Source organism: Mycobacterium sp. NGS15 (assembly GCF_059813245.1).
Window position 1 is genome coordinate 265,374 of sequence record NZ_JCALEF010000005.1, and the last position, 25,193, is coordinate 290,566.

General features: G+C 64.0%; 34 protein-coding genes. 25 read left to right on the plus strand and 9 right to left on the minus strand.

Annotated elements, in window-relative coordinates:
* Positions 1–10 precede the first annotated feature (10 nt).
* The 4 genes from AC5Y5C_RS15750 to AC5Y5C_RS15765 all read left to right on the plus strand — a co-directional run bounded on the left by AC5Y5C_RS15750 (position 11) and on the right by AC5Y5C_RS15765 (position 5,392).
* On the plus strand, positions 11–2,389 hold the full coding sequence (locus tag AC5Y5C_RS15750) for a [protein-PII] uridylyltransferase (protein WP_499973769.1): 2,379 nt from the start codon (positions 11–13) through the stop codon (positions 2,387–2,389).
* 94 nt (positions 2,390–2,483) lie between these two features.
* Entirely contained in the window at positions 2,484–4,046 is a 1,563-nt protein-coding gene (gene ffh / locus AC5Y5C_RS15755; protein WP_499973772.1) for a signal recognition particle protein, read from the plus strand.
* Positions 4,046–5,125: an amidohydrolase family protein gene (locus tag AC5Y5C_RS15760; RefSeq protein ID WP_499973775.1), complete on the plus strand. Its 1,080-nt coding sequence runs from the start codon at positions 4,046–4,048 to the stop codon at positions 5,123–5,125. The genes ffh and AC5Y5C_RS15760 overlap by 1 nt, the downstream gene beginning before the upstream one ends.
* Before the next feature lie 9 nt (positions 5,126–5,134).
* Positions 5,135–5,392, plus strand: coding sequence for a hypothetical protein (locus tag AC5Y5C_RS15765; protein WP_499973777.1), 258 nt, complete (start codon positions 5,135–5,137; stop codon positions 5,390–5,392).
* On the opposite strand, the gene AC5Y5C_RS15770 is transcribed toward AC5Y5C_RS15765, so the two are convergent.
* Complete coding sequence (locus tag AC5Y5C_RS15770) at positions 5,389–6,252, minus strand: D-alanyl-D-alanine carboxypeptidase family protein (protein ID WP_499973779.1); 864 nt, start codon at positions 6,250–6,252, stop codon at positions 5,389–5,391. The two genes, AC5Y5C_RS15765 and AC5Y5C_RS15770, sit on opposite strands and share 4 nt — an antisense overlap.
* Before the next feature lie 64 nt (positions 6,253–6,316).
* On the opposite strand from AC5Y5C_RS15770, the gene AC5Y5C_RS15775 reads away from it, so the two are divergent.
* The gene (locus AC5Y5C_RS15775; RefSeq protein WP_499973782.1) at positions 6,317–7,348 is read left to right on the plus strand and encodes an LLM class flavin-dependent oxidoreductase; all 1,032 of its coding nucleotides are present in this window, start codon (positions 6,317–6,319) and stop codon (positions 7,346–7,348) included.
* Here AC5Y5C_RS15775 and AC5Y5C_RS15780 read toward each other — a convergent pair.
* Positions 7,345–7,752, minus strand: a complete 408-nt coding sequence (locus AC5Y5C_RS15780) for a PaaI family thioesterase (protein ID WP_499973784.1) — start codon at positions 7,750–7,752, stop codon at positions 7,345–7,347. The genes AC5Y5C_RS15775 and AC5Y5C_RS15780 overlap by 4 nt on opposite strands.
* An 11-nt stretch (positions 7,753–7,763) precedes the next feature.
* Here AC5Y5C_RS15780 and AC5Y5C_RS15785 point away from each other — a divergent pair, with 11 nt between their 5' ends.
* The 5 genes from AC5Y5C_RS15785 (at position 7,764) to trmD (ending at position 10,424) form a co-directional block, all read left to right on the plus strand.
* Positions 7,764–8,210, plus strand: a complete 447-nt coding sequence (locus AC5Y5C_RS15785; RefSeq protein WP_499973786.1) for a nuclear transport factor 2 family protein — start codon at positions 7,764–7,766, stop codon at positions 8,208–8,210.
* Positions 8,211–8,409: 199 nt separating this feature from the next.
* A complete protein-coding gene (rpsP, locus tag AC5Y5C_RS15790) occupies positions 8,410–8,898 on the plus strand; it encodes a 30S ribosomal protein S16 (protein WP_499973788.1) in 489 nt (162 codons plus the stop codon).
* Positions 8,899–8,906: 8 nt separating this feature from the next.
* Positions 8,907–9,149 (plus strand): RNA-binding protein, encoded by a 243-nt coding sequence (locus tag AC5Y5C_RS15795; RefSeq protein ID WP_005081564.1) that lies wholly within the window; start codon positions 8,907–8,909, stop codon positions 9,147–9,149.
* 5 nt (positions 9,150–9,154) lie between these two features.
* Complete coding sequence (gene rimM / locus AC5Y5C_RS15800; RefSeq protein WP_499973791.1) at positions 9,155–9,685, plus strand: ribosome maturation factor RimM; 531 nt, start codon at positions 9,155–9,157, stop codon at positions 9,683–9,685.
* A 10-nt stretch (positions 9,686–9,695) separates the two neighbouring features.
* Positions 9,696–10,424 carry a tRNA (guanosine(37)-N1)-methyltransferase TrmD gene (gene trmD, locus AC5Y5C_RS15805; protein ID WP_499973794.1) on the plus strand — a complete coding sequence of 243 codons (729 nt, stop codon included), beginning with the start codon at positions 9,696–9,698 and terminating at the stop codon, positions 10,422–10,424.
* Here the strand turns inward: trmD and AC5Y5C_RS15810 are convergent.
* Entirely contained in the window at positions 10,371–11,276 is a 906-nt protein-coding gene (locus AC5Y5C_RS15810) for a serine hydrolase (protein ID WP_499973796.1), read from the minus strand. The genes trmD and AC5Y5C_RS15810 overlap by 54 nt on opposite strands.
* A gap of 282 nt (positions 11,277–11,558) precedes the next feature.
* Between AC5Y5C_RS15810 and rplS the strand changes: the two genes are divergently transcribed.
* From rplS to AC5Y5C_RS15830, 4 genes are all read left to right on the plus strand, one after another.
* Positions 11,559–11,900 (plus strand): 50S ribosomal protein L19, encoded by a 342-nt coding sequence (rplS, locus tag AC5Y5C_RS15815; protein ID WP_499973798.1) that lies wholly within the window; start codon positions 11,559–11,561, stop codon positions 11,898–11,900.
* A gap of 16 nt (positions 11,901–11,916) precedes the next feature.
* Positions 11,917–12,795: a signal peptidase I gene (gene lepB, locus AC5Y5C_RS15820; protein ID WP_499973801.1), complete on the plus strand. Its 879-nt coding sequence runs from the start codon at positions 11,917–11,919 to the stop codon at positions 12,793–12,795.
* A gap of 10 nt (positions 12,796–12,805) precedes the next feature.
* On the plus strand, positions 12,806–13,507 hold the full coding sequence (locus AC5Y5C_RS15825) for a ribonuclease HII (RefSeq protein ID WP_499973803.1): 702 nt from the start codon (positions 12,806–12,808) through the stop codon (positions 13,505–13,507).
* 82 nt (positions 13,508–13,589) lie between these two features.
* Positions 13,590–13,895, plus strand: a complete 306-nt coding sequence (locus AC5Y5C_RS15830) for a DUF2469 domain-containing protein (protein WP_005056986.1) — start codon at positions 13,590–13,592, stop codon at positions 13,893–13,895.
* A gap of 33 nt (positions 13,896–13,928) precedes the next feature.
* Here the strand turns inward: AC5Y5C_RS15830 and AC5Y5C_RS15835 are convergent, their stop codons facing one another.
* The 4 genes from AC5Y5C_RS15835 to mbp1 are packed head-to-tail and all read right to left on the minus strand — an operon-like array spanning position 13,929 to position 15,291.
* Complete coding sequence (locus AC5Y5C_RS15835; protein WP_499973807.1) at positions 13,929–14,345, minus strand: hypothetical protein; 417 nt, start codon at positions 14,343–14,345, stop codon at positions 13,929–13,931.
* Positions 14,346–14,359: 14 nt separating this feature from the next.
* Positions 14,360–14,647: a hypothetical protein gene (locus AC5Y5C_RS15840; protein ID WP_499973810.1), complete on the minus strand. Its 288-nt coding sequence runs from the start codon at positions 14,645–14,647 to the stop codon at positions 14,360–14,362.
* Between the two features lie 41 nt (positions 14,648–14,688).
* Positions 14,689–14,994 (minus strand): GlsB/YeaQ/YmgE family stress response membrane protein, encoded by a 306-nt coding sequence (locus AC5Y5C_RS15845; protein WP_499973812.1) that lies wholly within the window; start codon positions 14,992–14,994, stop codon positions 14,689–14,691.
* A 54-nt stretch (positions 14,995–15,048) separates the two neighbouring features.
* On the minus strand, positions 15,049–15,291 hold the full coding sequence (mbp1, locus tag AC5Y5C_RS15850; protein WP_499973814.1) for a microaggregate-binding protein 1: 243 nt from the start codon (positions 15,289–15,291) through the stop codon (positions 15,049–15,051).
* Between the two features lie 189 nt (positions 15,292–15,480).
* Between mbp1 and AC5Y5C_RS15855 the strand changes: the two genes are divergently transcribed.
* Positions 15,481–16,233 (plus strand): TetR/AcrR family transcriptional regulator, encoded by a 753-nt coding sequence (locus AC5Y5C_RS15855; protein WP_499973817.1) that lies wholly within the window; start codon positions 15,481–15,483, stop codon positions 16,231–16,233.
* Positions 16,234–16,361: 128 nt separating this feature from the next.
* Positions 16,362–16,619, plus strand: a complete 258-nt coding sequence (locus AC5Y5C_RS15860; protein ID WP_499973818.1) for a hypothetical protein — start codon at positions 16,362–16,364, stop codon at positions 16,617–16,619.
* Between the two features lie 13 nt (positions 16,620–16,632).
* Here AC5Y5C_RS15860 and AC5Y5C_RS15865 read toward each other — a convergent pair whose 3' ends face one another.
* Positions 16,633–16,854 carry a hypothetical protein gene (locus AC5Y5C_RS15865; protein ID WP_499973819.1) on the minus strand — a complete coding sequence of 74 codons (222 nt, stop codon included), beginning with the start codon at positions 16,852–16,854 and terminating at the stop codon, positions 16,633–16,635.
* A 29-nt stretch (positions 16,855–16,883) separates the two neighbouring features.
* Here AC5Y5C_RS15865 and AC5Y5C_RS15870 point away from each other — a divergent pair, with 29 nt between their 5' ends.
* From AC5Y5C_RS15870 to AC5Y5C_RS15895, 6 genes are all read left to right on the plus strand, one after another.
* Entirely contained in the window at positions 16,884–17,243 is a 360-nt protein-coding gene (locus AC5Y5C_RS15870) for a YraN family protein (protein ID WP_499973822.1), read from the plus strand.
* A gap of 1 nt (position 17,244) precedes the next feature.
* The gene (locus tag AC5Y5C_RS15875; RefSeq protein ID WP_499973824.1) at positions 17,245–18,744 is read left to right on the plus strand and encodes a YifB family Mg chelatase-like AAA ATPase; all 1,500 of its coding nucleotides are present in this window, start codon (positions 17,245–17,247) and stop codon (positions 18,742–18,744) included.
* Positions 18,741–19,883 carry a DNA-processing protein DprA gene (dprA, locus tag AC5Y5C_RS15880; protein WP_499973827.1) on the plus strand — a complete coding sequence of 381 codons (1,143 nt, stop codon included), beginning with the start codon at positions 18,741–18,743 and terminating at the stop codon, positions 19,881–19,883. Before AC5Y5C_RS15875 ends, dprA begins: the two co-directional genes overlap by 4 nt.
* Positions 19,884–20,345: 462 nt before the next feature.
* Positions 20,346–20,963 (plus strand): carbonic anhydrase, encoded by a 618-nt coding sequence (locus tag AC5Y5C_RS15885; protein ID WP_499973830.1) that lies wholly within the window; start codon positions 20,346–20,348, stop codon positions 20,961–20,963.
* A 10-nt stretch (positions 20,964–20,973) separates the two neighbouring features.
* Positions 20,974–21,798, plus strand: a complete 825-nt coding sequence (locus tag AC5Y5C_RS15890; protein ID WP_499973833.1) for a YoaK family protein — start codon at positions 20,974–20,976, stop codon at positions 21,796–21,798.
* 85 nt (positions 21,799–21,883) lie between these two features.
* Positions 21,884–22,039, plus strand: coding sequence for a hypothetical protein (locus AC5Y5C_RS15895; RefSeq protein ID WP_499973835.1), 156 nt, complete (start codon positions 21,884–21,886; stop codon positions 22,037–22,039).
* A gap of 58 nt (positions 22,040–22,097) precedes the next feature.
* Here AC5Y5C_RS15895 and AC5Y5C_RS15900 read toward each other — a convergent pair whose 3' ends face one another.
* Positions 22,098–22,463, minus strand: coding sequence for a DoxX family protein (locus AC5Y5C_RS15900; RefSeq protein ID WP_499973836.1), 366 nt, complete (start codon positions 22,461–22,463; stop codon positions 22,098–22,100).
* Between the two features lie 198 nt (positions 22,464–22,661).
* Between AC5Y5C_RS15900 and AC5Y5C_RS15905 the strand changes: the two genes are divergently transcribed.
* The 3 genes from AC5Y5C_RS15905 (at position 22,662) to AC5Y5C_RS15915 (ending at position 25,066) form a co-directional block, all read left to right on the plus strand.
* Complete coding sequence (locus AC5Y5C_RS15905) at positions 22,662–23,249, plus strand: TetR/AcrR family transcriptional regulator (RefSeq protein WP_499974599.1); 588 nt, start codon at positions 22,662–22,664, stop codon at positions 23,247–23,249.
* A 75-nt stretch (positions 23,250–23,324) separates the two neighbouring features.
* A complete protein-coding gene (locus AC5Y5C_RS15910; protein ID WP_499973838.1) occupies positions 23,325–24,155 on the plus strand; it encodes a siderophore-interacting protein in 831 nt (276 codons plus the stop codon).
* An 8-nt stretch (positions 24,156–24,163) separates the two neighbouring features.
* Complete coding sequence (locus tag AC5Y5C_RS15915) at positions 24,164–25,066, plus strand: tyrosine recombinase XerC (RefSeq protein ID WP_499974602.1); 903 nt, start codon at positions 24,164–24,166, stop codon at positions 25,064–25,066.
* Positions 25,067–25,193: the final 127 nt, after the last annotated feature.

The window sequence follows — 25,193 nt, forward strand, 5'->3', positions numbered from 1 at the left end:
CGGTAATCACATGGGCGCCGCAACGGACCTCGTGGCCGCTAGGGCGCAGCTGCTCGGTGATGGCAGTCGGCTCAACGCCGGTGCGATTCGTGAGGCGATGACCGACCTCAATGAGCTGTGGCTGACGGCCAAGGCCGCCGAGGTCGGCATCACCGACTCCAGTGGCTTCGCCATCGTGGCACTCGGTGGCCTGGGCCGACGAGAGATGCTGCCGCACTCGGATCTGGATCTGGTACTCCTGCACGACGAGAACATCGCGTCGGAGACTCTCAGTGAGGTCGCCGACGGCTTGTGGTACCCGCTGTGGGACGCCAATATTCGGCTCGATCACAGTGTCCGTACGGTTGCCGACACCTTGCATGTGGCCGGGCAGGAGATGTCGGCGGCGCTGTCGCTGCTCGATGCCAGGCACATCGCCGGGGACGCGCAGTTGTCCAGCCTGATGATCGGCGGGGTGCGCCAGCAATGGCGTTCGCAGATCCGGACACGACTCGACGAGCTGATCGAATACACGCACGCGCGATGGCGGCGCAGCGGCGAGATCGCACACCGCGCCGAACCTGATCTGAAGTCCGGCCGCGGCGGTCTGCGTGACGTTCAGCTCCTGCGCGCGTTGGCCATTGCTCAGCTCACCGACAGCGGCCTGGCGAAGTCGTTCGACGGCGCGCATTCGGTCATCCTGGATGTCCGCACCGAATTGCATCGGGTCTCCGGGCGAGAACGCGACCAGCTGCTGGCCCAGTTCGCCGACGAAATTGGTGCGGCGCTGCGCGTCGGCGACCGGTTCGATCTGGCCAGGATGCTGTCCGACGCGGCCCGCACCATTAGCTATTCGGTGGATGTCGGACTGCGCGCGGCCGCCAATGCAATTCCCCGGCGGGGTATTTCGGTGCTACGGCGCACGGTCCGACGTCCGATCGATGAAGGGGTGGTGGAGCATGCCGGGGAGGTGGTGCTTGCCCGTGACGCCCGCCCGGAACGCGACCCGTCGCTGATCTTGCGTGTGGCAGCGGCATCGGCGACCACCGGTCTACCGATCTCCGCGTCCACATTGGGTCGGCTTGCCGAATCCGCTCCCGAGCTTCGCGCACCATGGCCTCGAGAGGCACTCAAGGACCTGCTGGTGCTCCTGGAGGCCGGTCGTCACGCGGTGGCCACCATCGAGGCACTGGACCGAACTGGGTTGTGGGGCAGGCTTTTTCCTGAATGGGGCCCGGTGCGGGACCTGCCGCCGCGCGACATCGTGCACATCTGGACCGTCGACAGGCATCTGGTCGAGACGGTCGCGCAGGCGAGTGCGTTCACCACCAGAGTCTCTCGGCCCGATCTGCTAATTCTCGGTGCGCTGGTGCATGACATCGGCAAGGGCCGCGGCGGTGATCACAGCGTTGTCGGCGCGGAGCTGGCCGTGCAGATCGGCACCCGGTTGGGTATGTGGCCCTCCGACGTCGAGCTGCTGTCCAAGATCGTGCGCTATCACCTTCTGCTGCCCAACACCGCGACGCGGCGTGACCTCGCCGATCCGGAAACCATTGACACCGTGGTCAACACGCTCGGTGGTGATCTGCTGCTGTTAGAGCTGCTGCAACAGCTCGCCGAGGCAGACTCGCTGGCGACCGGCCCCGGGGTGTGGGGCGATTGGAAGGCGTCGCTGATCGGGGAGTTGGTGCGCAAATGCCGGATGGTGATGCGCGGTGAGCAGCTTCCCGAACCCGATCCCATTGACCCGGAACTGCTTTCGTTGGCAACCGACGGGGGAGTGCAGGTACGGCTAGTGCCCGCGGGATCGCCGCACATGTACACCGTGAGCATGATCGCGCCGGATCAGCGCGGGCTACTCTCCAAGGCCGCAGGGGTGCTCTCGCTGAACTCATTGCGCGTGTTCTCGGCCTCGGTGGCCAGCCATGCGGGATCGGCGATCAACACCTTCGAGGTATCGCCGCGGTTCGGTTCACCTCCGGCTGCCGGGTTGCTGCGTCAGCAGCTGATCTCGGCTCTGGACGGCGATACCGACATCATCGCGGCACTCGACGAGCGCGAGCGGGAGTCCGCCCAGTTCGGAAGCGGCCTCGTCGGGGATGCCACACCTGCGGTTCCCACCAATTACGCGCCCGCGCCGCCGCGCATCCGCTGGTTCGAGCCCGCCGGGAACGTCGATCAGCAGATCGTGGAGATTCGCACCTCGGACGCGCCGGGGCTGCTGGCGCGCATCACCGCGACCCTGGAGCGGCACGGCGTGGATATCGCGTGGGCCAGGGTCAACACGCTGGGTTCCTCGGTGGTCGACACTTTCTGTCTGAGCACCGGACCGGAGCAGGCGGTACTGGAGGCGGCCATCGCCTCGGTGTTGCCGGCGGCCGCACCCGAACCGAAGAAGGCGGCCAGCTAGCAGCAAAAGGCCTAGCAGCAAAAGGCGTGGACAACACGTTGTAGACCGATCACCGAACTCATCGTCCCGGCGGGGCCAAGATAGGCTGGTCCACGTGTTTGAATCGCTGTCTGACCGGTTGACCGATGCCCTTGCTGGCCTACGGGGCAAGGGACGTCTGTCCGAAGCCGATATCGATGCGACGTGCCGCACCATTCGGCTGGCGCTGCTGGAAGCCGATGTCGCGCTGCCCGTCGTGCGCACCTTCATCGGGCGCATCAAGGAACGTGCCAAGGGAGCCGAGGTTTCCGGTGCGCTGAACCCGGCGCAACAGGTCGTCAAGATCGTCAACGAGGAGCTGGTCGGCATCCTCGGCGGGGAAACCCGTCAGCTGGCCTTCGCCAAGACCCCGCCGACCGTTGTCATGCTCGCCGGTCTGCAAGGTGCCGGTAAGACGACCCTTGCCGGCAAGCTCGCGAAATGGCTTAAGGGACAAGGACATACACCACTTCTGGTGGCCTGTGACCTGCAGCGCCCCGGGGCGGTGAACCAGCTCCAGGTGGTCGGTGAGCGCGCCGGAGTCGCCGTCTACGCACCCCACCCGGGCGCCGCGCCCGGTGGGCTGGAGGTCGGCTCGCTCGTCGGCGATCCGGTGGCGGTGGCCCGCGATGGTCTCGCCCACGCCAAGGCTCAGCACTTTGACGTGGTGCTCGTCGACACCGCGGGCCGTCTCGGCATCGATGCCGAACTGATGGACCAGGCGGCCCGGATCCGTGAGGCCGTCGATCCCGACGAGGTGCTGTTCGTCCTCGACGCCATGATCGGTCAGGACGCGGTGAGCACCGCCGAGGCCTTCCGCGCGGGTGTCGGGTTCACCGGTGTGGTCCTGACCAAGCTCGACGGTGACGCCCGCGGTGGCGCCGCGCTCTCGGTGCGTGAGATCACCGGTACCCCGATCTTGTTCGCGTCGACCGGCGAAAAGCTTGAGGACTTCGACGTCTTCCACCCCGATCGGATGGCAAGCCGCATCCTGGGCATGGGCGACCTGCTGTCGCTCATTGAGCAGGCAGAACAGCATTTCGATGCCGAGCAGTCTCTGGCCGCCGCCGAGAAGATCACCTCCGGAGAGCTGACGCTCGAGGACTTCCTGGAGCAGATGCTCGCGATCCGCAAGATGGGACCCATCGGCAACTTGCTGGGCATGTTGCCCGGCGCCGGCCAGATGAAGGATGCGCTGGCCGCCGTCGACGACAAGCAGCTGGACAGGGTGCAGGCCATCATTCGCGGGATGACACCCGCCGAACGCACCGATCCGAAGATCATCAACGCCTCGCGGCGGCTGCGGATCGCGAACGGTTCCGGGGTCGCGGTCTCGGAGGTCAATCAGCTCGTGGACCGCTTCTTCGAGGCGCGCAAGATGATGTCGTCGATGGCGGGCCGTATGGGCATGGGGGCCATTAATCGCAAGAGCAACCGCAAGGGTGGCAAGAACACCAAAAAGGGCAAGAAGGGCTCACGGGGTCCCACCCAGCCGAAGATTCGGGGCGGATTCCCGGGGATGCCTCCGGGCATGCCGGCCGGATTTCCCGATCTCTCCGGGATGCCGGAGGGGCTCGGCGAATTGCCACCCGGTCTGGCCGATATCGACATCTCGAAGCTGAAGTTCCCCAAGAACTAATGGCCGCGTGCGCCCGATTGCACGTCAGGGGCCGAGCTCTTCCGTCCGAAGAGCCGATCGATCTGTGGGTGCATGACGGCGTCATAAGCCGGGAACCGATCGCGGGTGCCGACACCATTTTCGACGGCGGTTGGCTGCTGCCCGGACTGGTCGACGCGCACTGCCACGTCGGTGTCGGGCCGCACGGTCCGACCTCGCTTGATGAGGCGGTCGCGCAGGCCGAGACAGAGCGCGACGTGGGCGCACTGTTGTTGCGTGACGCCGGATCCCCGGTGGACACCCGCGGTTTCGACGAGCGAGAAGACCTGCCGCGCATCATCCGCGCGGGCAGGCACCTGGCCAAGCCCAAGCGCTACATCCCCGGACTGCCCATCGATATCGAGGATGAATCGCAGCTTCCGGAAGCCGTGGCCCTACAAGCGCGTTGGGGCGACGGCTGGGTGAAGTTGGTGGGGGACTGGATTGATCGCTCCGTCGGTGACCTGGCTCCACTGTGGTCGGACGAGATCCTTGAACAGGCCATCGACGCCGCGCATGCCAACGGTGCGCGCGTCACCGCGCACGTCTTCGGCGAGGAAGCGCTGCCGGGCCTGGTTCGCGCCGGGATCGACTGCATCGAGCACGGCACCGGCCTCACCGATGACACCATCGCCCTGATGGTTGAGCATGGCACCGCGCTGGTTCCAACCGTCATCAATATCGAGAACTTCCCCGGAATCGCCGACTCCGCGGCGAAATACCCGGTCTATGCCCAACACATGCGCGACCTGTACGCGGGGCTGCACTCAACCTTCGGGAACGCATATGACGCCGGAGTTCCTATTTACGCGGGCACCGATGCCGGCGGCGGGATTGCACACGGCCGCATCTCCGATGAGGTCGCCGCGCTCACACGTATTGGCATGGATCCCACCGATGCGCTGGGCGCTGCGTCATGGCGTGCCCGGGAATGGCTGGGACGGCCGGGACTGGAGCACGGCGCACCCGCCGATCTCGTGGGGTATCGCGAAGACCCGCGCGCTGGTGCGCATGTGCTGTCGCGGCCGGACCTCATCGTGCTACGCGGCCAGGTCAGATAGGGTCGCGTCATGCGTTTTGCTGTGGCATTGATGATGGGCCTGGGCCTGCCGATGGTGATGCCCGCTGCGCCGGCGCATGCCGACGTGTTGTGCTCGGAGTTCATGGGGATGGACGGGGGCGCCAAAATGGCGGCGGTTCAGGAGGCGGCCGTGGCCGGCAACGCGGTGGCCCAGATCTCACCCAAGGACGCCGTCGCACTGGCGATCGCTATGTGCCGGGTGCGCGTGGGCGAAACAGTGCTTCAGGTGCTCAATTCCAAGGCTTAGAGCGAACCGACAGTGACCTGACCGTCGTTGGCGAAGCCCCAGTCGAACAGGCTCGCGGCCTGATCCCAGTAGGTCGGGCCGCCCTCGTGCACCAGGCCATACATCATCGCCACGACGAGCCGCTTGCCGTCGCGCTCGGCGGCCACGACGTAGGTCTTGCGAGCGATATCGGTGAAGCCCGTCTTACCGCCGATCACTCCTGGATAGCGATACATCAGCTCGTTCTGGTTGTGCAGGACGCGACCTGGAAAGTCGGCAGTCGTCTGGCGGGTGATATCCGCGAACACCGGATTGGCCAGTGCCGCACGGAAAATCACGGCCAGATCGTGCGGGGTGGAGCGCATGTCCATGCCCGGCGCATCCAGTCCGGAGGGGGAGGCGGTGTGCGTTCCCGTCGCTCCGAGCGCCGCCGCCTTCGCATTCATCTTCTCGACGGCCGCCTCGCGGCCGCCCAGCATGTGGGCGAGCGTGTTGGCGGCGTCGTTGCCGGATTCCAGCAGCGCGCCGGCGAGCAGATCATGGGTGGTGTAGACCTGCCCCGCCTTGATGCCGACACAGTTGCATTCGGCGTGGGAATCGGCGGCATCTGCAACCACGGTGGCGTCCAGGGGCAACTCGTCGAGCGCCACCAGGGCCAGTAGGACCTTGATGGTGCTCGCGGGTGCGTGCGTCGCATTGGGGTCGCGGGCGGCGAGAATCTGGCCGGAGTCCAGATCTGCCACCAACCATGCCTGCGCCGGCCCCTCAGGTGGCGTCGCAGCCGTATCCGCGTGGGCCACACTGGCGCCCGCGAGGGCGAGGAACAGGGCGCTGAACACCGCGAATGCGCGATAGCCAAGGAATGGCGGCAAGGAAGACATCGGCTCCGAGACTAGCGCGGAGGGTATCGGGAACATAACCGGACTGCGGTCCGTTTATACGGTCATGACGAACGAAGTTCAGTTTGGTTTGGACACCTTTGCCGATGTCCCCGCGGGGATGACCAATCCGCAAGCGATCCGCGCGGTGGTGGAGGAAGGCGTGCGTGCCGACGAGGTAGGCGTCGATATCTTCGCCATCGGGGAGCATCACCGCACCGAATTCGTAGGGGAGTCCCCGGAGATGATGCTGGCCGCGATCGCGGCGCGCACCGAGCGGATCACCCTCGCGACCGCCGTCACGGTGCTCAGCACCGACGACCCGGTGCGGGTGTATCAACGATTCGCGACCCTCGACGGAATCTCCGATGGCCGCGCCGAGGTGGTGCTCGGTCGGGGGTCGTTCACGGATTCCTTTCCGCTGTTCGGATACGACCTTGCCGACTACGACGAACTCTTCGAGGAGAAGTTCGATCTCTTGGCCAAACTGCTGCCGGGGGACCCGGTGACCTGGTCGGGAAAGCTGCGATCCTCGTTGGACGGCGTGGACGTTTTCCCGAAAACCGCCGAGGGTCTGCGGGCGTGGGTGGGGGTGGGCGGATCGCCGGAATCGGTGGTTCGCAGTGTGCGCTACCGCATACCGATGATTCTGGCGATCATCGGCGGCGACCCGATGCGGTTCGAGCCGTACGTGGACCTCTACCGTCGCGCCCAGGACCAGCTGGGGGTTACCGAGCCGATGCCGTTGGGCATTCACAGTCCCGGGCATATCGCCGAATCCGATGAGGAGGCGATCGCGCAGTATTGGCCGGGGTTCCGGGAATTGCGCACCACCATCGGGCGCGAGCGTGGTTGGCAGCCTCCGCGGTACGAGGAGTATCTGGCCGAGGTGAAGTCCGGCTCGCTTTATGTCGGCTCGCCCGACACCGTGGCGGCCAAGGTGGCCAAGACCATTCGTGGTCTCGGTGCTGACCGGTTCAGCCTGGTGTACCAGGCCTCGCAACCCGGCCTGGGCATGCAGAACGTCGAGTTGTACGGCGGCGAGGTCATTCCGCGGGTGCGGGAACTATTGGCCCGCGACAAGGTGGGAGCCGCCTAAGCGAAGTTGTATGTGGCCAAAGCCTTCGCCACCACCTGGCCGGTGGTATCGGACACGGTGACCTCGATATGGGAGAGCCGCTTGCCGCGGTGGACCACGTGGCCCACCGCGGTGAGGTCGGTGGCGTCGGCGGCGGACACATAGTTGACGGCCAGCGAGGCCGTGGAGCCGCCGAGCTTTTCGGGTGTCGCGTCGTCGGCCCACGCTGCCGCCATGGCCGCGGTGTCGGCGAGGGTCGCGATCGCGCCGCCGTGCACGGTGTGGCCCATGGTTGCCAGCTCGGGCTTGTACGGCATGTTCAGCACCGCCCGATCATTGCCGATTTCGGTCAGCACGATGCCGAGATGCTGACACAGCGGGGAGTTCGGGACGAATTGCGTGATGATTTCGGTCCGAGTGGGCATGCTCACAAGCTATGACATCCGCGTGGACCCTCGACGAAGTTTCCGACCGCCTGCAGATCCAGCAGCTCTTGGTCGATTACGCGACCGCCATCGACACCCGCCAGTTCGACGACCTGGACGAGGTGTTCACCAATGACGCGTACATCGACTACCGCGCGATGGGTGGCGTCGATGGCGAGTATCCGGACGTCAAGGCGTGGTTGACGCAGGTGCTGCCGGCATTCCCGATGTATGCACATATGTTGGGAAACATCTCGATCCGTTTCGACTCCGAGGGCGGCGCGGAGCGGAGCTCGGCCACCGTGCGCAGCTTGTGTTTCAACCCGATGGTTCCGGGCGGGGACACCGAACAGGTACTTTTTCTTGGACTTTGGTACGACGACGAGGTGGTGCGGACACGGCACGGCTGGCGGCTGACGCGACGCGTCGAGACGAAGTGCTTCAACAGGTTGATCTAGACCGCCGACAGGATTTGGGCTGGTAGGCCACGCTCTGGCACAATGGCAAACCGTCCGTTACGCGGCAGCATTGATGCTCTTGGCATAAGCGCTCATCGCCAGCCGTCGGCGGTCAGACCCACGCGAGGCAAAACCGGATCGTGCATGTCCGCACGTGTCGCCGAATTGCCGCGTGATAACTCAAGGAGAAGTTGTAGACATGGCTGTCAAGATCAAGCTCGCCCGCCTCGGGAAGATCCGCAACCCGCAGTACCGCATCCAGGTCGCCGATGCGCGCACCCGCCGTGAAGGCCGTGCCATCGAGGTGATCGGCCGGTACCACCCGAAGGAAGAGCCCAGCCTCATCGAGATCGACTCCGAGCGCGCGCAGCACTGGCTGTCCGTCGGCGCGCAGCCGACCGATCCGGTGTTGGCTCTGTTGAAGATCACCGGTGACTGGCAGAAGTTCAAGGGCCTCCCCGGCGCCGAGGGCACCCTGAAGGTCAAGGAGCCCAAGCCCAGCAAGCTGGAGCTGTTCAACGCCGCCCTGGCCGAGGCCGACGGAGCCCCCACGGGTGAGGCCATTCAGCAGAAAAAGAAGAAGGCCCCGAAGAAGGCCGAGCAGGACGAGACCGCCGCCTCTGCCGAGGCTCCGGCCGCGGAAGCCGCCGAGGCTCCTGCTGAATCTGCTGACGCCGCAAGCGAATAGGACCTCAGATGAGTTCTGTCGTGGTCGACGCCGTCGAGCATCTGGTACGAGGAATCGTCGATAACCCCGATGATGTCCGCGTTGACCTGGTGACGAATCGTCGCGGCCGCACGGTAGAGGTTCACGTCCACCCCGACGATCTCGGAAAGGTGATCGGCCGGGGCGGGCGTACCGCCACCGCGCTGCGCACCCTGGTCGCGGGTGTGGGTGGCCGCGGCATCCGGGTCGACGTGGTGGATACAGACCGGTAGCTCCGATGGAGCTTGTAGTCGGGCGTATTGCCAAGGCGCACGGCGTCACCGGCGAATTAGCGGTAGAGATCCGCACCGACGATCCAGACGAACGTTTCGCCGCCGGCTCGGTGCTGAATGGTCGGCTGCCCCGTGGCGGTGGCAGCCGTGAGTTCATCATCGAATCGGTGCGTGAGCACAGCGGACGGTTGCTGGTCAGATTTACCGGGATCTCCGATCGTGACGCGGCAGATGCCTTGCGCGGCACCCTTTTCACGGTGGACACCGCCGATCTGCCGGAAATCGAGGATCCTGACGAGTTCTACGACCACCAGCTCGAGGGGCTGACGGTGCGGACTCGGGACGGTGCGGCCATCGGGACCGTTTCCGAGGTGTTGCACACCCCGGGTGGTGAGCTCCTTTCGGTGAAGCCCGGGAGCGGGGACAGGCAGGACGAGATTCTCGTACCGTTCGTCTCCGCGATCGTCACATCGATCTCCCTGGTGGACAAGATGATCGAGATCGATCCGCCAGAAGGCCTGTTGGACCTGTCGTGAGAACCCCGGCATGAAGATAGACGTCATCACGATCTTCCCGGACTATCTGCAGCCGGTGCGGCAGTCCTTGCCGGGCAGGGCCATTGATGCAGGGCTGGTTGACGTCGCGGTGCATGATCTGCGGCGCTGGACACACGATGTGCACAAGTCGGTCGATGATTCGCCCTATGGCGGCGGGCCCGGCATGGTGATGAAGCCGACGGTGTGGGGCGATGCCCTGGACGAGATCTGCACGCCGGAGACACTTTTGGTGGTGCCAACACCCGCCGGATATCCCTTCACCCAAGAGACCGCCCGTCACTGGTCCACCGAAGATCATCTGGTGATCGCGTGTGGACGCTATGAGGGAATCGATCAGCGGGTCGCCGACGACGCCGCTACCCGGATGCGGGTGCGCGAGGTGTCGATTGGCGATTACGTGCTCAATGGCGGGGAGTCAGCGGCGCTGGTGATGATCGAGGCGGTGCTGCGACTGGTTCCCGGTGTGCTGGGCAACGCGCTTTCCGCGCAAGAAGATTCACACTCCGAGGGAATGGCCAGCCTCTTGGAGGGACCGTCCTATACCCGGCCGCCGAGTTGGCGGGGGATCGACGTGCCGCAGGTGCTGCTCTCTGGTGATCACGCCAAGATTGCGGCCTGGCGGGCAGAACAATCACGTCAGCGGACGGCGCAGCGGCGCCCTGACCTACTCGGCTTCGATTCGCCCGCCGGGGAACATGGCGGCGACGGCCTGAGTTAGCGTGTTGCGCGCCGTCACATCGTTGGCGGTCTGCAGGGATGACACCACCACGATGAATCGCCGATCGGGGCCTACCACCCCCGTCGAAAGATGCATCCATGCGGACCCGACACAGCACATCCAGCCCTGCTTCACCGCGACAGGTTCACCGGGAATGCCGTCCGGGATCCCGAAACGCTGGGGATAGCCGTCGATGCCGTTGGGCGTTGAGCGGGCGAGGTCGTCCATGATGATGTTCGCGCGCTCGGGAGGCAAGCCGCCGGCGCCGGAGAGCAGCATGTCGTAGTACTGCACCAGGTCGTTTGCGGTGCTGATGGTGTTCCACCACATCCCGTCCGAAGGCACGTTGGTGGAGGCGAGCCCGTATCGCGCGGCGACGCGGGTGATGATCGAGTTGCCGCCCCCACGCTGCCAGAAGATTTCGGCGGCGCTGTCATCAGAGGACTGCAGCATCCGGTCGAAGGAGACGCGATCCGCGGGTGTCAGGGTGACGTCGCCGGTCGATTCCCGCATCAGCAGGTCGTCGGCGATGAACAGCTTGGCCACCGAGGCGATGGCAATGGTGCTGTTGTTGCCATTGGAGACCACGGCGCCGGAGGAGCGGTCCTTGATCACCGCGGTGAGCACGGCGCCGGCACTCTTGGCCTGGGCAGTTGCCGTGGTAGTGCGCTCGGGCAGGGTATCGAACGAAGGAGGGGTTTCCACCGCGAAGACCGGCGGTGGTTCGGCGGGAGCGCTCACGACCGCCAGCACAGGGGTAGCTGGATCGCTGCGTACCGATGCCACACATCCCGAGGTCAGGGTGGTCGCCGCGGTGAGTGTCAAGCCCACCAACAGGTGCTGGCCGCGCATCACATAGACCCCCTCCGCGGTCAGACTTTGCTTTTGTTACCTGTGTGGCAGGTGTTCCGGTCTCGGTAGCTTACTAGTACTGTCTGGATGGCCGCTGCCCAAGGGGTACCCGGGTGGGCGATTTCACTGGAAGGGTCCCTGTCTGGCACAATTGACTAGCTGTCTGCTGGCGTTTGGCCAAAGACCAGACAGAGCCAAGCAATTACTGATCGGCTGAGGTGCATACCCCGTATGCGACCCGGCCGCGCGATTGAGTCGAGAGACCAAGAGGGAAGTACACCGATGAACACGTTGGACTTTGTCGACCAGGCGTCGCTGCGCCAGGATGTGCCTGACTTCCGTCCCGGCGACACCGTCAACGTGCACGTCAAGGTGATCGAGGGCTCCAAGGAGCGCATCCAGGTCTTCAAGGGTGCCGTGCTGCGTCGCTCCGGTGGTGGCGTGGGCGCCACCTTCACGGTCCGCAAGGAGAGCTACGGCGTCGGCGTCGAGCGCACCTTCCCGGTGCACTCGCCGAACATCGACCACATCGAGATCGTGACTCGCGGTGCGGTCCGTCGCGCCAAGCTGTACTACCTGCGTGAACTGCGCGGCAAGAAGGCCAAGATCAAGGAGAAGCGCTGACCGAGTCGGCGCTTTCGTGACAGTACCGGTGTCCGGAGAATCAGGGTCGTCTGAATCGTCCGCGCAGACCACCGCCGACACTCCCGAAGCCGAACCAGCCGCTGAGGCGTCGTCCGCCGCGTCGTCGAATGACGAAGACAGCGGCTCCGGGATGCTCAAAGAGGTCGGCGTTCTACTGCTGATCGCTCTCGTGCTCTACTGCATCACGCAGAATTTCATCGCCCGCCCGTATCTCATTCCGTCGGAGTCGATGGAGCCGACCTTGCACGGCTGCCGTGGTTGCACCGGTGACCGGATCATGGTCGACAAGGTGGTGTTCAGGTTCTCCGATCCGGAGCCCGGTGACGTGGTGGTGTTCAAGGGGCCGCCCGAGTGGAACGGCAATTACCGGTCGATCCGATCGGACAACACCGCCGTCCGATACCTACAGAACACCCTGTCCTTCATCGGTGTAGTACCCCCCGACGAGAACGACTTGGTGAAACGAGTCATCGCTACCGGTGGGCAGACCGTGGAATGCCGCTGGGACACAGGCCTAACAGTCGATGGCAAGAAGCTCAACGAGCCGTATCTGGATCCGGAGACCATCGGTCCTGGCAGCGACATTGACCCCGCCAACGCCTGCTGGAGTTTCCAGTTCGGCCCGGTCAAGGTGCCGGAAGGCAAGCTATGGATGATGGGGGACAACCGGACCCACAGTGGCGACTCGCGCGCGCACTGCCAGAGCCTCGAACGGGACGCCAGACCAGGGATCGATGAGCGTCAGAGGGTCTACTGCACCGGAGATCCGAACATCGGCACCGTGCCCGTGGATAACGTCATCGGCAAGGCGCGATTCATCGCATGGCCGCCCGGACGGTGGGGCGGCGTCGCATCGGTGAATCCCCAGACGTAGCTCTAGCGGTATGACTACCAGCTGGCCACCGCGCACGGTGATTCGCAAGGCATCCGGATTGCGGACCCTCGAATTGACGCTTGACAGAGTGGGTTTGGGACCGGTTGCCGGTGTCGACGAGGCCGGGCGTGGAGCCTGTGCGGGGCCGTTGGTGATCGCTGCGTGTGTGCTGGGTTCAAACCAGCGGAAAAGCCTTGCCGCACTCGATGACTCGAAGAAGCTCAGCGAGAAGATGCGCGAGACGCTGTTTCCGCTCATTTGCCGGTATGCCGAGGCGTATCACGTGGTGTCGGTGCCGGCAGAAGAGGTGGACCGCATCGGTGTGCATGTGGCGAACATCGAGGGAATGCGCCGGGCGGTCGCAGGTCTGGGCCTCAAGCCGGGGTACGTGCTGACCGACGGATTTCGGGTGCCGGGCCTGCCGGTGCCCTCTCTGCCTGTGATCGGTGGCGACGCCTCAGCGGCGTGTATCGCTGCGGCCAGTGTGTTGGCGAAGGTGAGTCGGGATCGAGTGATGGTGGACATGGATGCCGATCACCCCGGGTACGGATTCGCGGTGCACAAGGGGTATAGCACTGCCGTCCATACCGAGGCATTACAGCGTCTGGGACCGTCCATTCAGCATCGACAGTCGTTCGTGAACGTGCGCAATGCTGCCTTGGGGAAGTTCGCCGATGAGCCGCTTGCGCGAGGAGAATCGGGTAAGCGATGAGCCGCTTGCGCGAAGAGAATCGGGTAAGCGATGAGCCGCTTGCGCGAAGAGAATCGAGTACAGGGGGGATAATGGACAGTCTATGAGCGCTGAAGACCTCGAAAAGTACGAAACCGAGATGGAACTCTCGCTGTATCGCGAGTACAAGGACATCGTCGGGCAGTTCAGCTACGTGGTGGAGACTGAGCGACGATTTTACCTGGCCAATAGCGTCGAGGTGATTCCGCGGAATACCGACTCCGAGGTGTACTTTGAGCTCCGGCTTTCCGATGCCTGGGTGTGGGACCTGTTCCGCCCCGCGCGCTTCGTCAAACACGTGCGCGTGATCACCTTCAAGGACGTCAACATCGAAGAGGTAGACAAGCCCGAGCTGCGCCTCCCGGAGTAGATCTCCGAAAGACGCAGCTCGGCCGATCGTGGTTTACGGGATGCTGACGCAACCCACGTTGTCGACGCACCCACTGCCGCCACCGGGGCCGCCGTGACCGCCGCCGACGCCGGGGATATTGCCTCCGCCGCCCTCGGGTCCGCCCCCTCCCGTGGGACCGCCCGGGATGCTGCCGCTCCCGCCTCCCGGCCCGCCGCCGCCTGTGGGACCGCCTGGGATGGCGCCGGAGCCGCCCTCAGGACCGCCGCCCCCGGTCGGGCCGGGTGCCGGCGTGCCTTCCGGTGCACCGCTGGGTGCAGGGATGGTCGTCGTGGTGGTTGTGGTGGTGGTCGTCGTGCTGGTGCTTGTCGGACCGTTGTCGGTGCTGGTGCCGCATCCGGAAAGTGCCGCGCCAAGGACGATGACACATCCGGCAAAGACCTTGGTGGGCTTAACTATTCGTGTTTTCATCTGACGCTTCCGATCTAGATGTGGGGGGCCTCTTTGATCTTGCTGTTCTCGTTGCCGAGCGTCTTGCAATAGGCCATCGCGGAATTACGCGCTGCCGTGGTTTGCAGCCCGCTGGGGTCTTGCTGGTTCTCGTCCTTCAGCATCTTGGTGACGGCTTCGTTCTGCGTGCCCTCGTCTTGCGTGAGGTATTCCTTGCACGTGGTGTCGCCACCTTGGTTGATGACGCTGGAACAGCCCGCCAGCGAGATGGCCGCGGCGATGCCGACGGCCACTGCAAGCTTCTTTGATATGGACGGAATCACTAGGGTCCCTTCTGTCGTGGACTGCCGGAATCGGTTGTTACTCATCGCCGGCCACTGACAAGGCGCACGAGAAACAAGAGAACGCACGCGCCTGCCAGCGCCGTGACAAATGTCAGAACCCAGCCGAAGCCATAGGTGCCGACGTCGAGCAGGTTCAACAGGAATCCGCCCAGCAGCGCGCCCACAATTCCCACGATGATGTTGAGCAGGAGCCCTTGCTGGCCGTCGGTGCCCATGAGCTTGCTGGCCACCCATCCGGCGAGTCCGCCGATGACGATCCATGCGATCCAGCCGATGCCAAAGCCGAGGTGGGCTGCCGCAACATCAGCGGCCATAGGTGAAATCATGTGTGGTTTCCTAATTCTCGTTGGAGTGGGGGCGAGCTGCTACGACGATCTGCGCTACTTCTCGGCGTCCTCGCGGGCCTGGTGCACGGAAGCCTCGGCGCGGGCCTTCTCTGCCTCTGCTTCCTTCGTGGCTACCTCGCGCTGAGCCTCGGCCTTGTCCTGCTGTGCCTGGCCTTCACGCTCCAGCGACTCGTCGTCTGTGAGCTTGCCGAAGGCCTCCTTGGCCTTGCCCTTGACGTCTTCGACGACGCCCTTGATGCCGGCCTCGATACCGCTGTCCTTGTTGTCATCGCTCATGTGTCGCTCCTTGTCAGTGCGTGTGTGCGGTGCAACCGCCCGGTGTCACCTCGTGGTGAGGCGATAAATCCACCGTACCAAGGGTTGTGTACTACGTAAACTACCTAGTAAACAAACAGGTGCTGGCCAGGCGTTTAGCCGGCAGAGGTACCGTCGTGTGGACGGCGAAGCCGCCACGGGGACGCCGTCATGGCCCGGGCCCAGAAATACCCAGCGGGAGTGACGGACGCAGTGGACGAGACGGAAAACCGAACAGGTGCAGGCAACCCCGAGGGTCGCCGGCCACGATCGCTGACTCGTGCCGAGATCCTCGATACCGCGATTGAGTTGGTCGACCGTGACGGGTTGGATCAGCTCACCATGCGGCGGCTTGGTTCGGCCTGCGGTGTCGAGGCGATGGCGTTGTACCGCCACGTACACGGCCGCCAAGATCTGCTCGGCGGAATTGTCGACCACCTGGTGGAGAAGCTCTACGACGATCAGCTCGCAGCGCGTCGGCAGGAAGACGGTTGGCAGGACTATCTCGTCAGGCTCGCGCATGGAGTGCGGGCGATTGCGATCGAGCATCCGCATCTGTTTCCGACATTGGCGACTCGCCCACCCGAGGCCCCCTGGGTCCGGCCGCCGCTGCGGAGCATGAAGTGGATGGAGACCTTCCTGGACACGCTGATCTCCTACGGCTTCGATGATCGCAGCGCGGTGACCGCCTATCGCGCGTACACCACATTCCTGCTGGGTCAGCTCCTACTGGAGGTGTCGGCGCGCGGAGTTTCGTTGAGCGCAGTGGAAGACGAGCTGCCGGAGAAGACTCTGCGGAGTTTGTCGAACTATCCGAACCTGAAACGGATGCAGAAGCAACTCAGCGAGAACCACAGCGCGACAGAGTTCGAAGAGGCACTCGAATCGCTCCTTGATCGGCTCGAAGGCAACGCACCGGACTAGGTTGTGCGGCGATTCCTTGCCACTGGTCCGTCTGGACCTGACAGATTTTGGCCACTGTGACGGGAATTACCATCCAGCGGAACACCGTTCGAGTTGCGAAAGTGGTGCGCCTGGCCCATTCTCTGCCGATGGGTATTTTGCTGATGAGGGCGATGGCGATGGTCGTACCGGTGATTGTGGTTGCCCTGCCGCTGGACTCGCCGGATGCGGCCGTGTCCGAGCCTCAGGTGCACTGTGCGCCGTCCAAGGCGAGTAAGGCTGTCTGCGCCGCGACGGATGATGTCGAGATCAAGTCGGCTCCCAACTCGAAGGATCTGCCTGGGCCCGCGTCGGGTGCGATAGGCAAGGTTGCACCAGTAGTCCATCCGGTCAAGATGTGGAGCTAGTGAGCTAGCTGCGCTAGCGCAGGAGGCGCTCGACGACTCGCTGGATGTATTGCTCTAGTTCGGCGATGTTGGCCTTGTGATACGCCGGATCCGGCACGAGGACGAGTGACATCGCGGTTCGTATCAAGACATCTGCGACAAAGCCCGCGGCCGAAGTCGGGTAAAAGATCTTGCAGCTGTGGATCAATGCCCGAATGTGGATAACCCTCATCCGTGAGGTATCTGGGCAGAGCATGTGTCGGTATCCGTACGGATGGTGATGGCATGACAACCAGCACACGTGCACAGATCGGTACCCGTGGAGAGAATCTCGCCGCCGACTACCTCAGAGGTGGCGGGTTCGCGATCCTCGATCGCAATTGGCGGTGCCGCTACGGAGAACTCGACATCATCGCTGCCGATGGCGAGGTGCTGGTCTTTGTCGAGGTGAAAACTCGAACCGGCCGTGCGTTCGGAACGCCCGCGGAGGCGGTGACGCACGCCAAGCTACGTAGGTTGCGGCGGCTGGCGGGCATCTGGCTCGCGGCGCAGGGCGGTTCATGGCCATCAGTGCGGATCGATGTCATCGAAATCTGTTTGGGCGGCTCCGCTCCTGAGGTCACTCACATTCACGGGGTGAGTTGAGGTGGCGTTAGGGAGAGCGTATTCCGTTGCGGTCAAGGCGGTAACCGGCCAGATGGTGGAGATCGAGGCCGATATCAGCGCCGGACTCCCCGGAGTACATCTGGTTGGACTGCCCGACGCCGCACTGCAGGAATCCCGTGACCGAGTACGTGCGGCAATCACCAACTGCGGGTTCACCTGGCCGGCTTCGCGCCTCACCTTGGCTCTATCGCCCGCGACGTTGCCGAAGATGGGGTCGGTGTATGACCTGGCGCTCGCCACCGCCGTGTTATCGGCCAGTAAGGCGATTCCGCCGACGAGGTTGGAAAAGGCCGTGCTACTAGGGGAATTGGCTCTCGACGGCCGGGTCCGCCCGATCCGCGGTGTACTTCCGGCGGTGTTGGCGGCCAAACGCGACGGGTGGCCCACCGTGGTAGTACCCCAGGCGAATCTTGGGGAGGCGGGGCTGGTCGACGGTATCGAGGTATTGGGTGCTCAGACCTTGCGGCAACTGACGGCCTGGCTGTGCGCAGACGGTGAGTTGGATCCGGTAGTGCAGGTGGACATGCCATGTGAGACCGACATTCCGGATATGGCGGACGTGGTCGGCCACACCGACGCGCGATTCGCAGTCGAGGTGGCGGCGGCAGGCGCACACCACCTCATGCTGACCGGGCCGCCCGGCATCGGTAAAACCATGCTGGCGCAACGCCTGCCGGGTCTACTGCCACCGCTGACGGATGGCGAGGCGCTTGAGGTGACGGCTATCCACTCGGTGGCGGGCCTGTTGACAGCACAGCAGCCGTTGATCACCCAACCACCATTTGTGGCGCCGCACCACACATCGAGCGTCGCCGCGCTCGTCGGCGGTGGCTCCGGCATGGCCAAACCTGGAGCTGTGAGCCGAGCCCATCGCGGTGTGCTGTTCCTCGACGAATGTGCCGAGCTCTCGACCCCTGCGCTGGAGGCGCTACGTACGCCCTTGGAGGATGGGGAGATTCGGTTGGCGCGGCGTGACGGTGTCGTCGCCTACCCGGCTCGATTTCAGCTGGTGCTGGCCGCTAATCCGTGCCCATGTGCACCGGCGAATCCACGGGATTGCACATGTCCCTCTCAGCTGCGCCGTCGGTACCTCGGTAAGTTGTCGGGTCCACTTCTGGATCGGGTGGATCTGCGCGTCAGGATGCACCCGATCAGCCAAGCCGCTCTGAACGAGGCTGCTGAAGGCACAGCCCTCGTGCGTGAGCGTGTGGTGCTGGCTCGCGACCGGGCAGCGCGTCGATGGTCGGAGTACGGTTTTCACGTCAACGCCGATGCCCCTGGTCCGCTGTTACGCAAGGAGTTTCGACTGTCGAGGACAGTCATGGAGCCGCTACGTAGTGCTATGGAGCGCGGGCTCATCAGTGTTCGTGCTTTGGATCGTTGTCTACGGGTCGCGTGGACACTAGCCGATCTTGGCGGGCGTGATCTCCCGGGCACCGAGGATGTGAAGCTCGCATTGACCTTCCGCGACAAGCGATGAGCGGCGCACCGGCCGACTGGGCCTACCTGTCACGTGTGGCCGAGGCGCCGAGTGCGGAACTTGAGGCCATGGTATCGGTGTTTGGCGCGCACGAGACCGCCGAGCGCGTCCGGCGCTTAGATGTACCGGACGGGTTGCGGGCCATCGTGCGGGCCCGGCACGATATCGACCGCAGCCGCGAGGACCTGCAGGTTTTGTCTCGGCTGGGCGGGCGTCTGGTGACACCCGACGACCCGGAATGGCCGGGCTGGCAATTCCAGGCTTTCGCAATGGTCGACACCAAGCGGATGCCCAGTGGGCGAGCACCGCTCGCACTCTGGGTAATTGGTGAGCACTCCCTGTCAGAGGTTACGTCGCGGGCCGCGGCACTCGTCGGTACCCGCGCCTGTACCGGCTATGGCGAGCATGTGACGGCCGAACTCGCAACAGGTCTGGTGGCCCATGACATGGCAGTGGTCTCCGGTGGCGCGTTCGGGATCGATGGTGTCGCGCATCGGGCCACGCTGGCCTCCGAGGGCATTACGATCGCGGTGCTCGCGGGGGGTGTGGACGTGCCGTATCCGGCCGGTCATTCCGGGCTGCTCTACCGAATTGCCCGGCACGGACTGGTGATCAGCGAGTATCCGCCGGGCGTGCGTCCCGCGCGATACCGATTTCTCATCCGAAATCGTCTGGTGGCAGCCCTCTCCGGTGCGACCGTGGTGGTGGAGGCCGGCATACGCAGCGGAGCCGCCAACACCGCCGCCTGGGCGCGCGGGCTCGGCCGGCCCGTTGGTGCGGTACCCGGGCCGATCACGTCGGTGGCGTCGGCGGGCACCCATATTGAGATAGCCGAGCGCGGGGCGCGGCTCATTGGCTGCGCCCAGGATGTGATCGAGTTGGCAGGTCGATTGGGTGAGTTCGCACCTGATCCGGAAAGAACCACCAGTGTCGTCGACGGGCTGGGCGAGGACGAGAAGCGGGTCTACGACGCACTTCCCGGCCGTGGTGGCGCCTCAGTCCAAAAGCTGGTCGTCGAATCGGGGTTGAGCGCGACCCGAGTGCGGGGCGCGTTGGCGATGCTCGAGCTTGAGCAGTTGGTAGCGGACTCGGACGGTGACTGGAAGATCACCCGCCGCGGCCGGTTGCGGCAGACCTGAGGGCAGTGCAGCGAAGCGGCGCAGTCTGAGCATTTCCTGTGAACGGCAGGGCATACGGGATTCAGGTGCGCAGCTGCATCACTCAGCAGGTGAAATAGATTCCACTGCTATATCTTTCGGCGATGTACCGTACCGGCAGCTCGGTGAGGCGAGAGGTGCTCGAGTTTGTGGTGGCCGTGGATGGTTGCCAGCTGATTGCGGGTTGACGTTGCAGCATCCGTGGATTCCAGGCATATTGGAATCGGGTGCTTTCAATGTTGCGACGCTCATCGGAGAGGTCTGCTGGCGCCGTCATGGTCGGTTGCGGGGTTGGTAAGCCGACGAATTCGCTTCCGGCAGTGCGCATATCGGCGAATCAAGGAAGTGCTCTGACCCCCTCGCGAGTCGACCTCTGGTTGAATTAATTCAACTCTGTGTTGAAGATCACAGCATACCCATACCCCGGTAGGGTATGAAGGAAATATGAGATCTGATCCGAAGTCCGCCTGGAAGGCGCTCGAAGAGGGTAACCAGCGTTTTGTTGGTGGTTACCCGCAGCATCCGAGTCAGAGTGTTGTGCGTCGCGCCGAGCTGGCCAATGGTCAGAATCCGCATGTGCTGTTGTTCGGCTGCTCTGATAGCCGGGTGGCCGCGGAGATCATTTTTGATCAGGGCCTGGGTGACATGTTCATCGTGCGTACCGCCGGTCAGGTGATCGACTCGGCGGTGCTGGGTTCGATCGAGTATGCGGTGGCGGTGTTGGGGGTGCCGCTGATCGCGATCCTGGGGCATGACTCCTGTGGCGCGGTGGGCGCCACGGTGGCGGCCCTGGACACCGGTGAGGTACCGGATGGGTATATCCGTGATCTGGTGGTGCGGGTGATGCCCTCGATTCTGGGTGGCCGCAAGGACGGGCTGACCCGGATTGATGAGTTCGAGGCCCGCCATGTCGAAGAGACCGGTATCAAGCTGCTGCAGCGCTCGCAGGTGGTGGCCGATGCGGTCAAGGCCAAAAAGCTTGCCCTGGTGTATCTGACCTACAAACTCGCCGACGGACGCGTCGTTCTACACGGCCACGTCGGCGACATCGATAAGCCCTGAGTTGGCCGCCATGAGTCAGAAGAGCGGTAGCGGTTCCGCAGCTGTAGAGATCGGACCTGAGGACGACATGGAAATCGACAATCGCAAGGGTGGCGACGCGGCGTCCAAGACTGCCGATGCGGTGATAACCCGTGAGGCCGCAGTCGGTGGCGAAGCGCGGCTCTCCTGGTTGCTTTCCGGGCTGGCCGGAATGGTTGGTGCAGTGGCCTTCTTGCACAGCGCAGGCTACTTCGTCACGTTTATGACCGGAAACACCGAGCGGGCGGTGCTGACGTGGTTCAAGGTCACGGACAAACAGCAAGTGGCGGGTGCGGGCCCGATTGCCGCCATCTCGATGATCGCGGCCTTCCTGTGCGGGGTCATCGTGGCGTCTTATTGCAGGCGAAAATTTTGGAAGAACCACCCGCACGGGGCGACCGTCCTGACGACCTTCGGTCTTCTCGCTGCGGCGGCTGTCGACTTTTATCAGGACCGGAGTTTCACGGCGAACATCGACGTGCACTTCACACCGATTTTGCTGTTGGCCTTCGCGATTGGAGCTTTGAATACATCGTTCGTCAAGAAGGGCGAAACGGCTATTCCCTTGAGCTATGTGACGGGGACGGTCGTCAAACTGGGGCAGGGCATCGAACGGCATCTTTTCGGCAAGGGCTCTGTCTTTGAATGGCTTGGGTACGCAATGCTTTATCTGTCCTTCATCTTGGGCGCTGCCACCGGCGGGGTCATTGCGTCGCTCTATAGCGGGTCCAAGGTAATACTCATTGTCGGATTGATCTGTGGAGCAACGACTTTAGTTACCTTCTTCCACTCCGACCGAAAGACCATTCTCGGTTGAGCGGTGCCGCGATTCTTGCCGTTTCGCTCCGTTGATCGATGTACCGGATCAGTTGTTCCATCAAGCTAGAGAAAGGATGCACGTTATGGAGCCTGGATTTCAGATATACGCCCACCGGAAGGCCGAGCCGGACAGTCCCATCGAGCGCATGAACGACCTCGTTACGGCGATGATCATTGCGGTCCTTTTCATCTCGCTGGGGATCGCCAAATTCGGGCCCCTCTGGGGCATCAACTACTGACTATCGCAGGGACACCACTTTTACCCGGAGTAGCGCCTAGACGCTGTTTCGAGTCAGGTCAGCCATACCATTCGAACGCGACAAACACCGCAAGCACGATGAGAATCACGTTGACGGGGGCCAGCTTCCATTCGTTACGGCGAACGTGAACACCAAAGGCCCCCGCCTGCAACACCGCGAGGCCGGCTGCGGCAAGCGGGCTCAATACCGGGGCGATCCCCGTTGCATGAGGGAGCGCCACGCCGATTGCGCCGAGCACTTCCAATCCGCCGATCGCCTTGACGACGTTGGGGGTGAAGTCGTTAGCCCAGGCCAGGTTGGGATTGGCGGCGATCCTCTCGTGCGGGGTGAACAGTTTGAACAGACCCGCGCCGAAGTGCACCACGGCGAGCACGCCGGCACAGATCCACAACCAGGTATCCATCGCGTCAGTATGCCCGCCCGTAACGGTGGCGTTTAGCGATCACGATAAAGATCATGACCGCTGTGCGGAAGTCCTCACCACGGTTGCCGGTGGGTGGGGGGATGATGGTTGTAGAGGAAGGATGTGGCGGATTTCGTGACTGAAGCCGGTGAGCTGACGCGGCGCCCTCGTGGCCGGCCGCGCAAAGGCGGGGAAGGAGTGTCGGCCGACGCAATCTTCACCGCGGCGCTACAGGCCTTCGCTACTCACGGCTATCAGGGCATGTCGATGCGCACCCTCAACCGCGAGCTGGGGGTGAGCCACAATCTGCTGCATCAACGGTTTTCGTCCAAGGAACAGCTCTGGTACGCCGCCATCGACTGGGGATTTCAGGCGATCGTCGACAAGGTTCTGGCGGACGACGACGAGAGCTTGAGCTCCTCCGAGCGGATCAAACGATTCATCAAGATGTTTGTGATCTTCGCTGCCGAACACCCCGAATTGATCCGCATCATGGACATCGAGGCGGGCCAGGACAGCGAGCGGCTGCAGCACATCTGTCAGTCCTATGTCATCCCCATGCAGGAACGGCTCGGCCCGGTCTACGAGGAGGCGGTCAAGGCGGGAGAGCTCCGTGATGTACCGCTCCAGACCAGCTTTTTTCTCATCACGTCCGGCACCGCAGCCTTGTTCAGCAGCGGGGCGCTGGCACGGACAGTGTTCGGGGATGCCGTGTTCGATCCGGAGCAGGTTCAGGCTCACGCCGAAGCCGCCGCCGAGCTGATCGTCAGGGGCATGTTGCCGTGATGGAGGCGCCCATTCGCAGTGATTCCTCCGTATAGTCAAGGCAATTGACATAGAGGATTCGACGCAGGAGGCGATATGGCACGCCCGCTACACGAGTTGCAGGTGGTCCGGACCGAGCAGGTGACTCCCCATATCACCCGGGTGGTGCTCGGCGGTAACGGATTTGATGGTTTCGAGGCCACCTCAGACACCGACAGCTATGCCAAGCTGGTATTCCTTCCGGAGGGCTACGACGGGCCGGGTCCACGGGATATCGACCAGGCGCGCGACATGCAGGCCACGGTGCGCACTTACACCATCCGCTGGGTAGATGCCGACCGCCGCGAGATCGCCATCGACTTCGTAGTGCACGGCGATACCGGCGTGGCCGGCCCATGGGCTGCGCGCGCCACACCCGGAGACAGGCTGTACGTGACCGACTCGCACGGCGCGTACTCGCCTGACCCCGCCGCTGACTGGCATCTGCTGGCAGGCGACGAGTCGGCCATCCCGGCCATCACCGTCGCACTGCAAGCACTTGCAGCGGGTGACCGCGCCAAGGTGTTCATCGAGGTTGCCGGTCCGCAGGACGAGCTCGAGCTCGATACCCGCGGTGATGTCGAGATTGTCTGGGTCCACCGCGGCGCCGGTGCCGACGAGGTCGATGAGAACCTGGCGGGGGATAACGCCCCGTTGATCGCGGCCGTGCGCTCTGCGGAGTGGCTGCCTGGGCAGGTGCAGGTGTTCATCCACGGCGAGGCTCAGACCGTCATGCACAATCTGCGGCCATACATTCGCAAGGAACGCGGTGTCTCACCAAAATGGGCCGCGTCGATTTCGGGCTATTGGCGTCGCGGCCGCACCGAGGAGACTTTCCGCGTGTGGAAACAGGAGCTGGCGGCCGCCGAAGCTACCGTGAGGGAGTGACGCCGCAGCTGACCGCGATTCTCGACGAGTTCGCCGAACATCTGGCGCTGGAGCGCGGGCGGTCAGTGCATACTCAGCGCGCCTATCGCGGAGATCTCACCTCATTATTCGATCACCTGTCGGCGGCCAATCCGGAAGCCACCCTGGCCGACCTGTCCCTGCCCGTGCTGCGGTCATGGCTCGCCGCGCAAGCTCGGCAGGGCGCGGCACGTTCCACCGTCGCGCGGCGTACCTCGGCGGCGAAAATCTTCACTGCCTGGGCGACCCGCCGCGGGCTACTGGAATCAGATCCCGCGATTCGCCTGCAACAACCTAAGTCTCGTCGCATCCTGCCCGCGGTGCTGCGGCAAGACCAGGCAGCCGCGGCGATGGAGGCAGCGCATTCCGGTGCCGAACAAGACGATCCGATGGCATTGAGGGATCGGCTGATGGTCGAGATGCTCTACGCCACCGGGATCCGCGTCAGCGAGCTGTGCGGCCTGGATGTCGACGATATCGACCGGTCGCGAAAAGTATTGCGTGTCTTGGGTAAGGGCGACAAGGAGCGCACCGTGCCGTTCGGTGGCCCTGCCGCTGATGCTCTGACCGCCTGGCTGGACCGCGGTCGGCCACATCTTGCCAATTCGGGTTCTGGTGCGGCGCTGCTCCTCGGCGCGCGTGGGCGGCGCATCGACCCGCGCCAGGTGCGCACCGTGGTGCACCAAACCATGTCCGCCGTGCCCGGTGCTCCCGATATCGGCCCGCACGGGTTACGGCACAGCGCCGCAACGCATCTACTCGAGGGCGGAGCGGACTTGCGCGTGGTTCAGGAGCTGCTCGGGCACTCCACGCTGGCCACCACTCAGCTGTACACCCATGTCACCGTGGCGCGCCTGCGGGCCGTCCATGATCAGGCACACCCGCGAGCGTGACGGCGTCACGCGGTCTCGCGTGGCCTCTTTCTCCATCGGCACATCCGGGCGGGGTTGACGCGAACCGCCCAGCGCAGCCGTCGCGTACGGCGGGTCCTGGCCGTCATATCCGCTTTCTCTTGTCGTG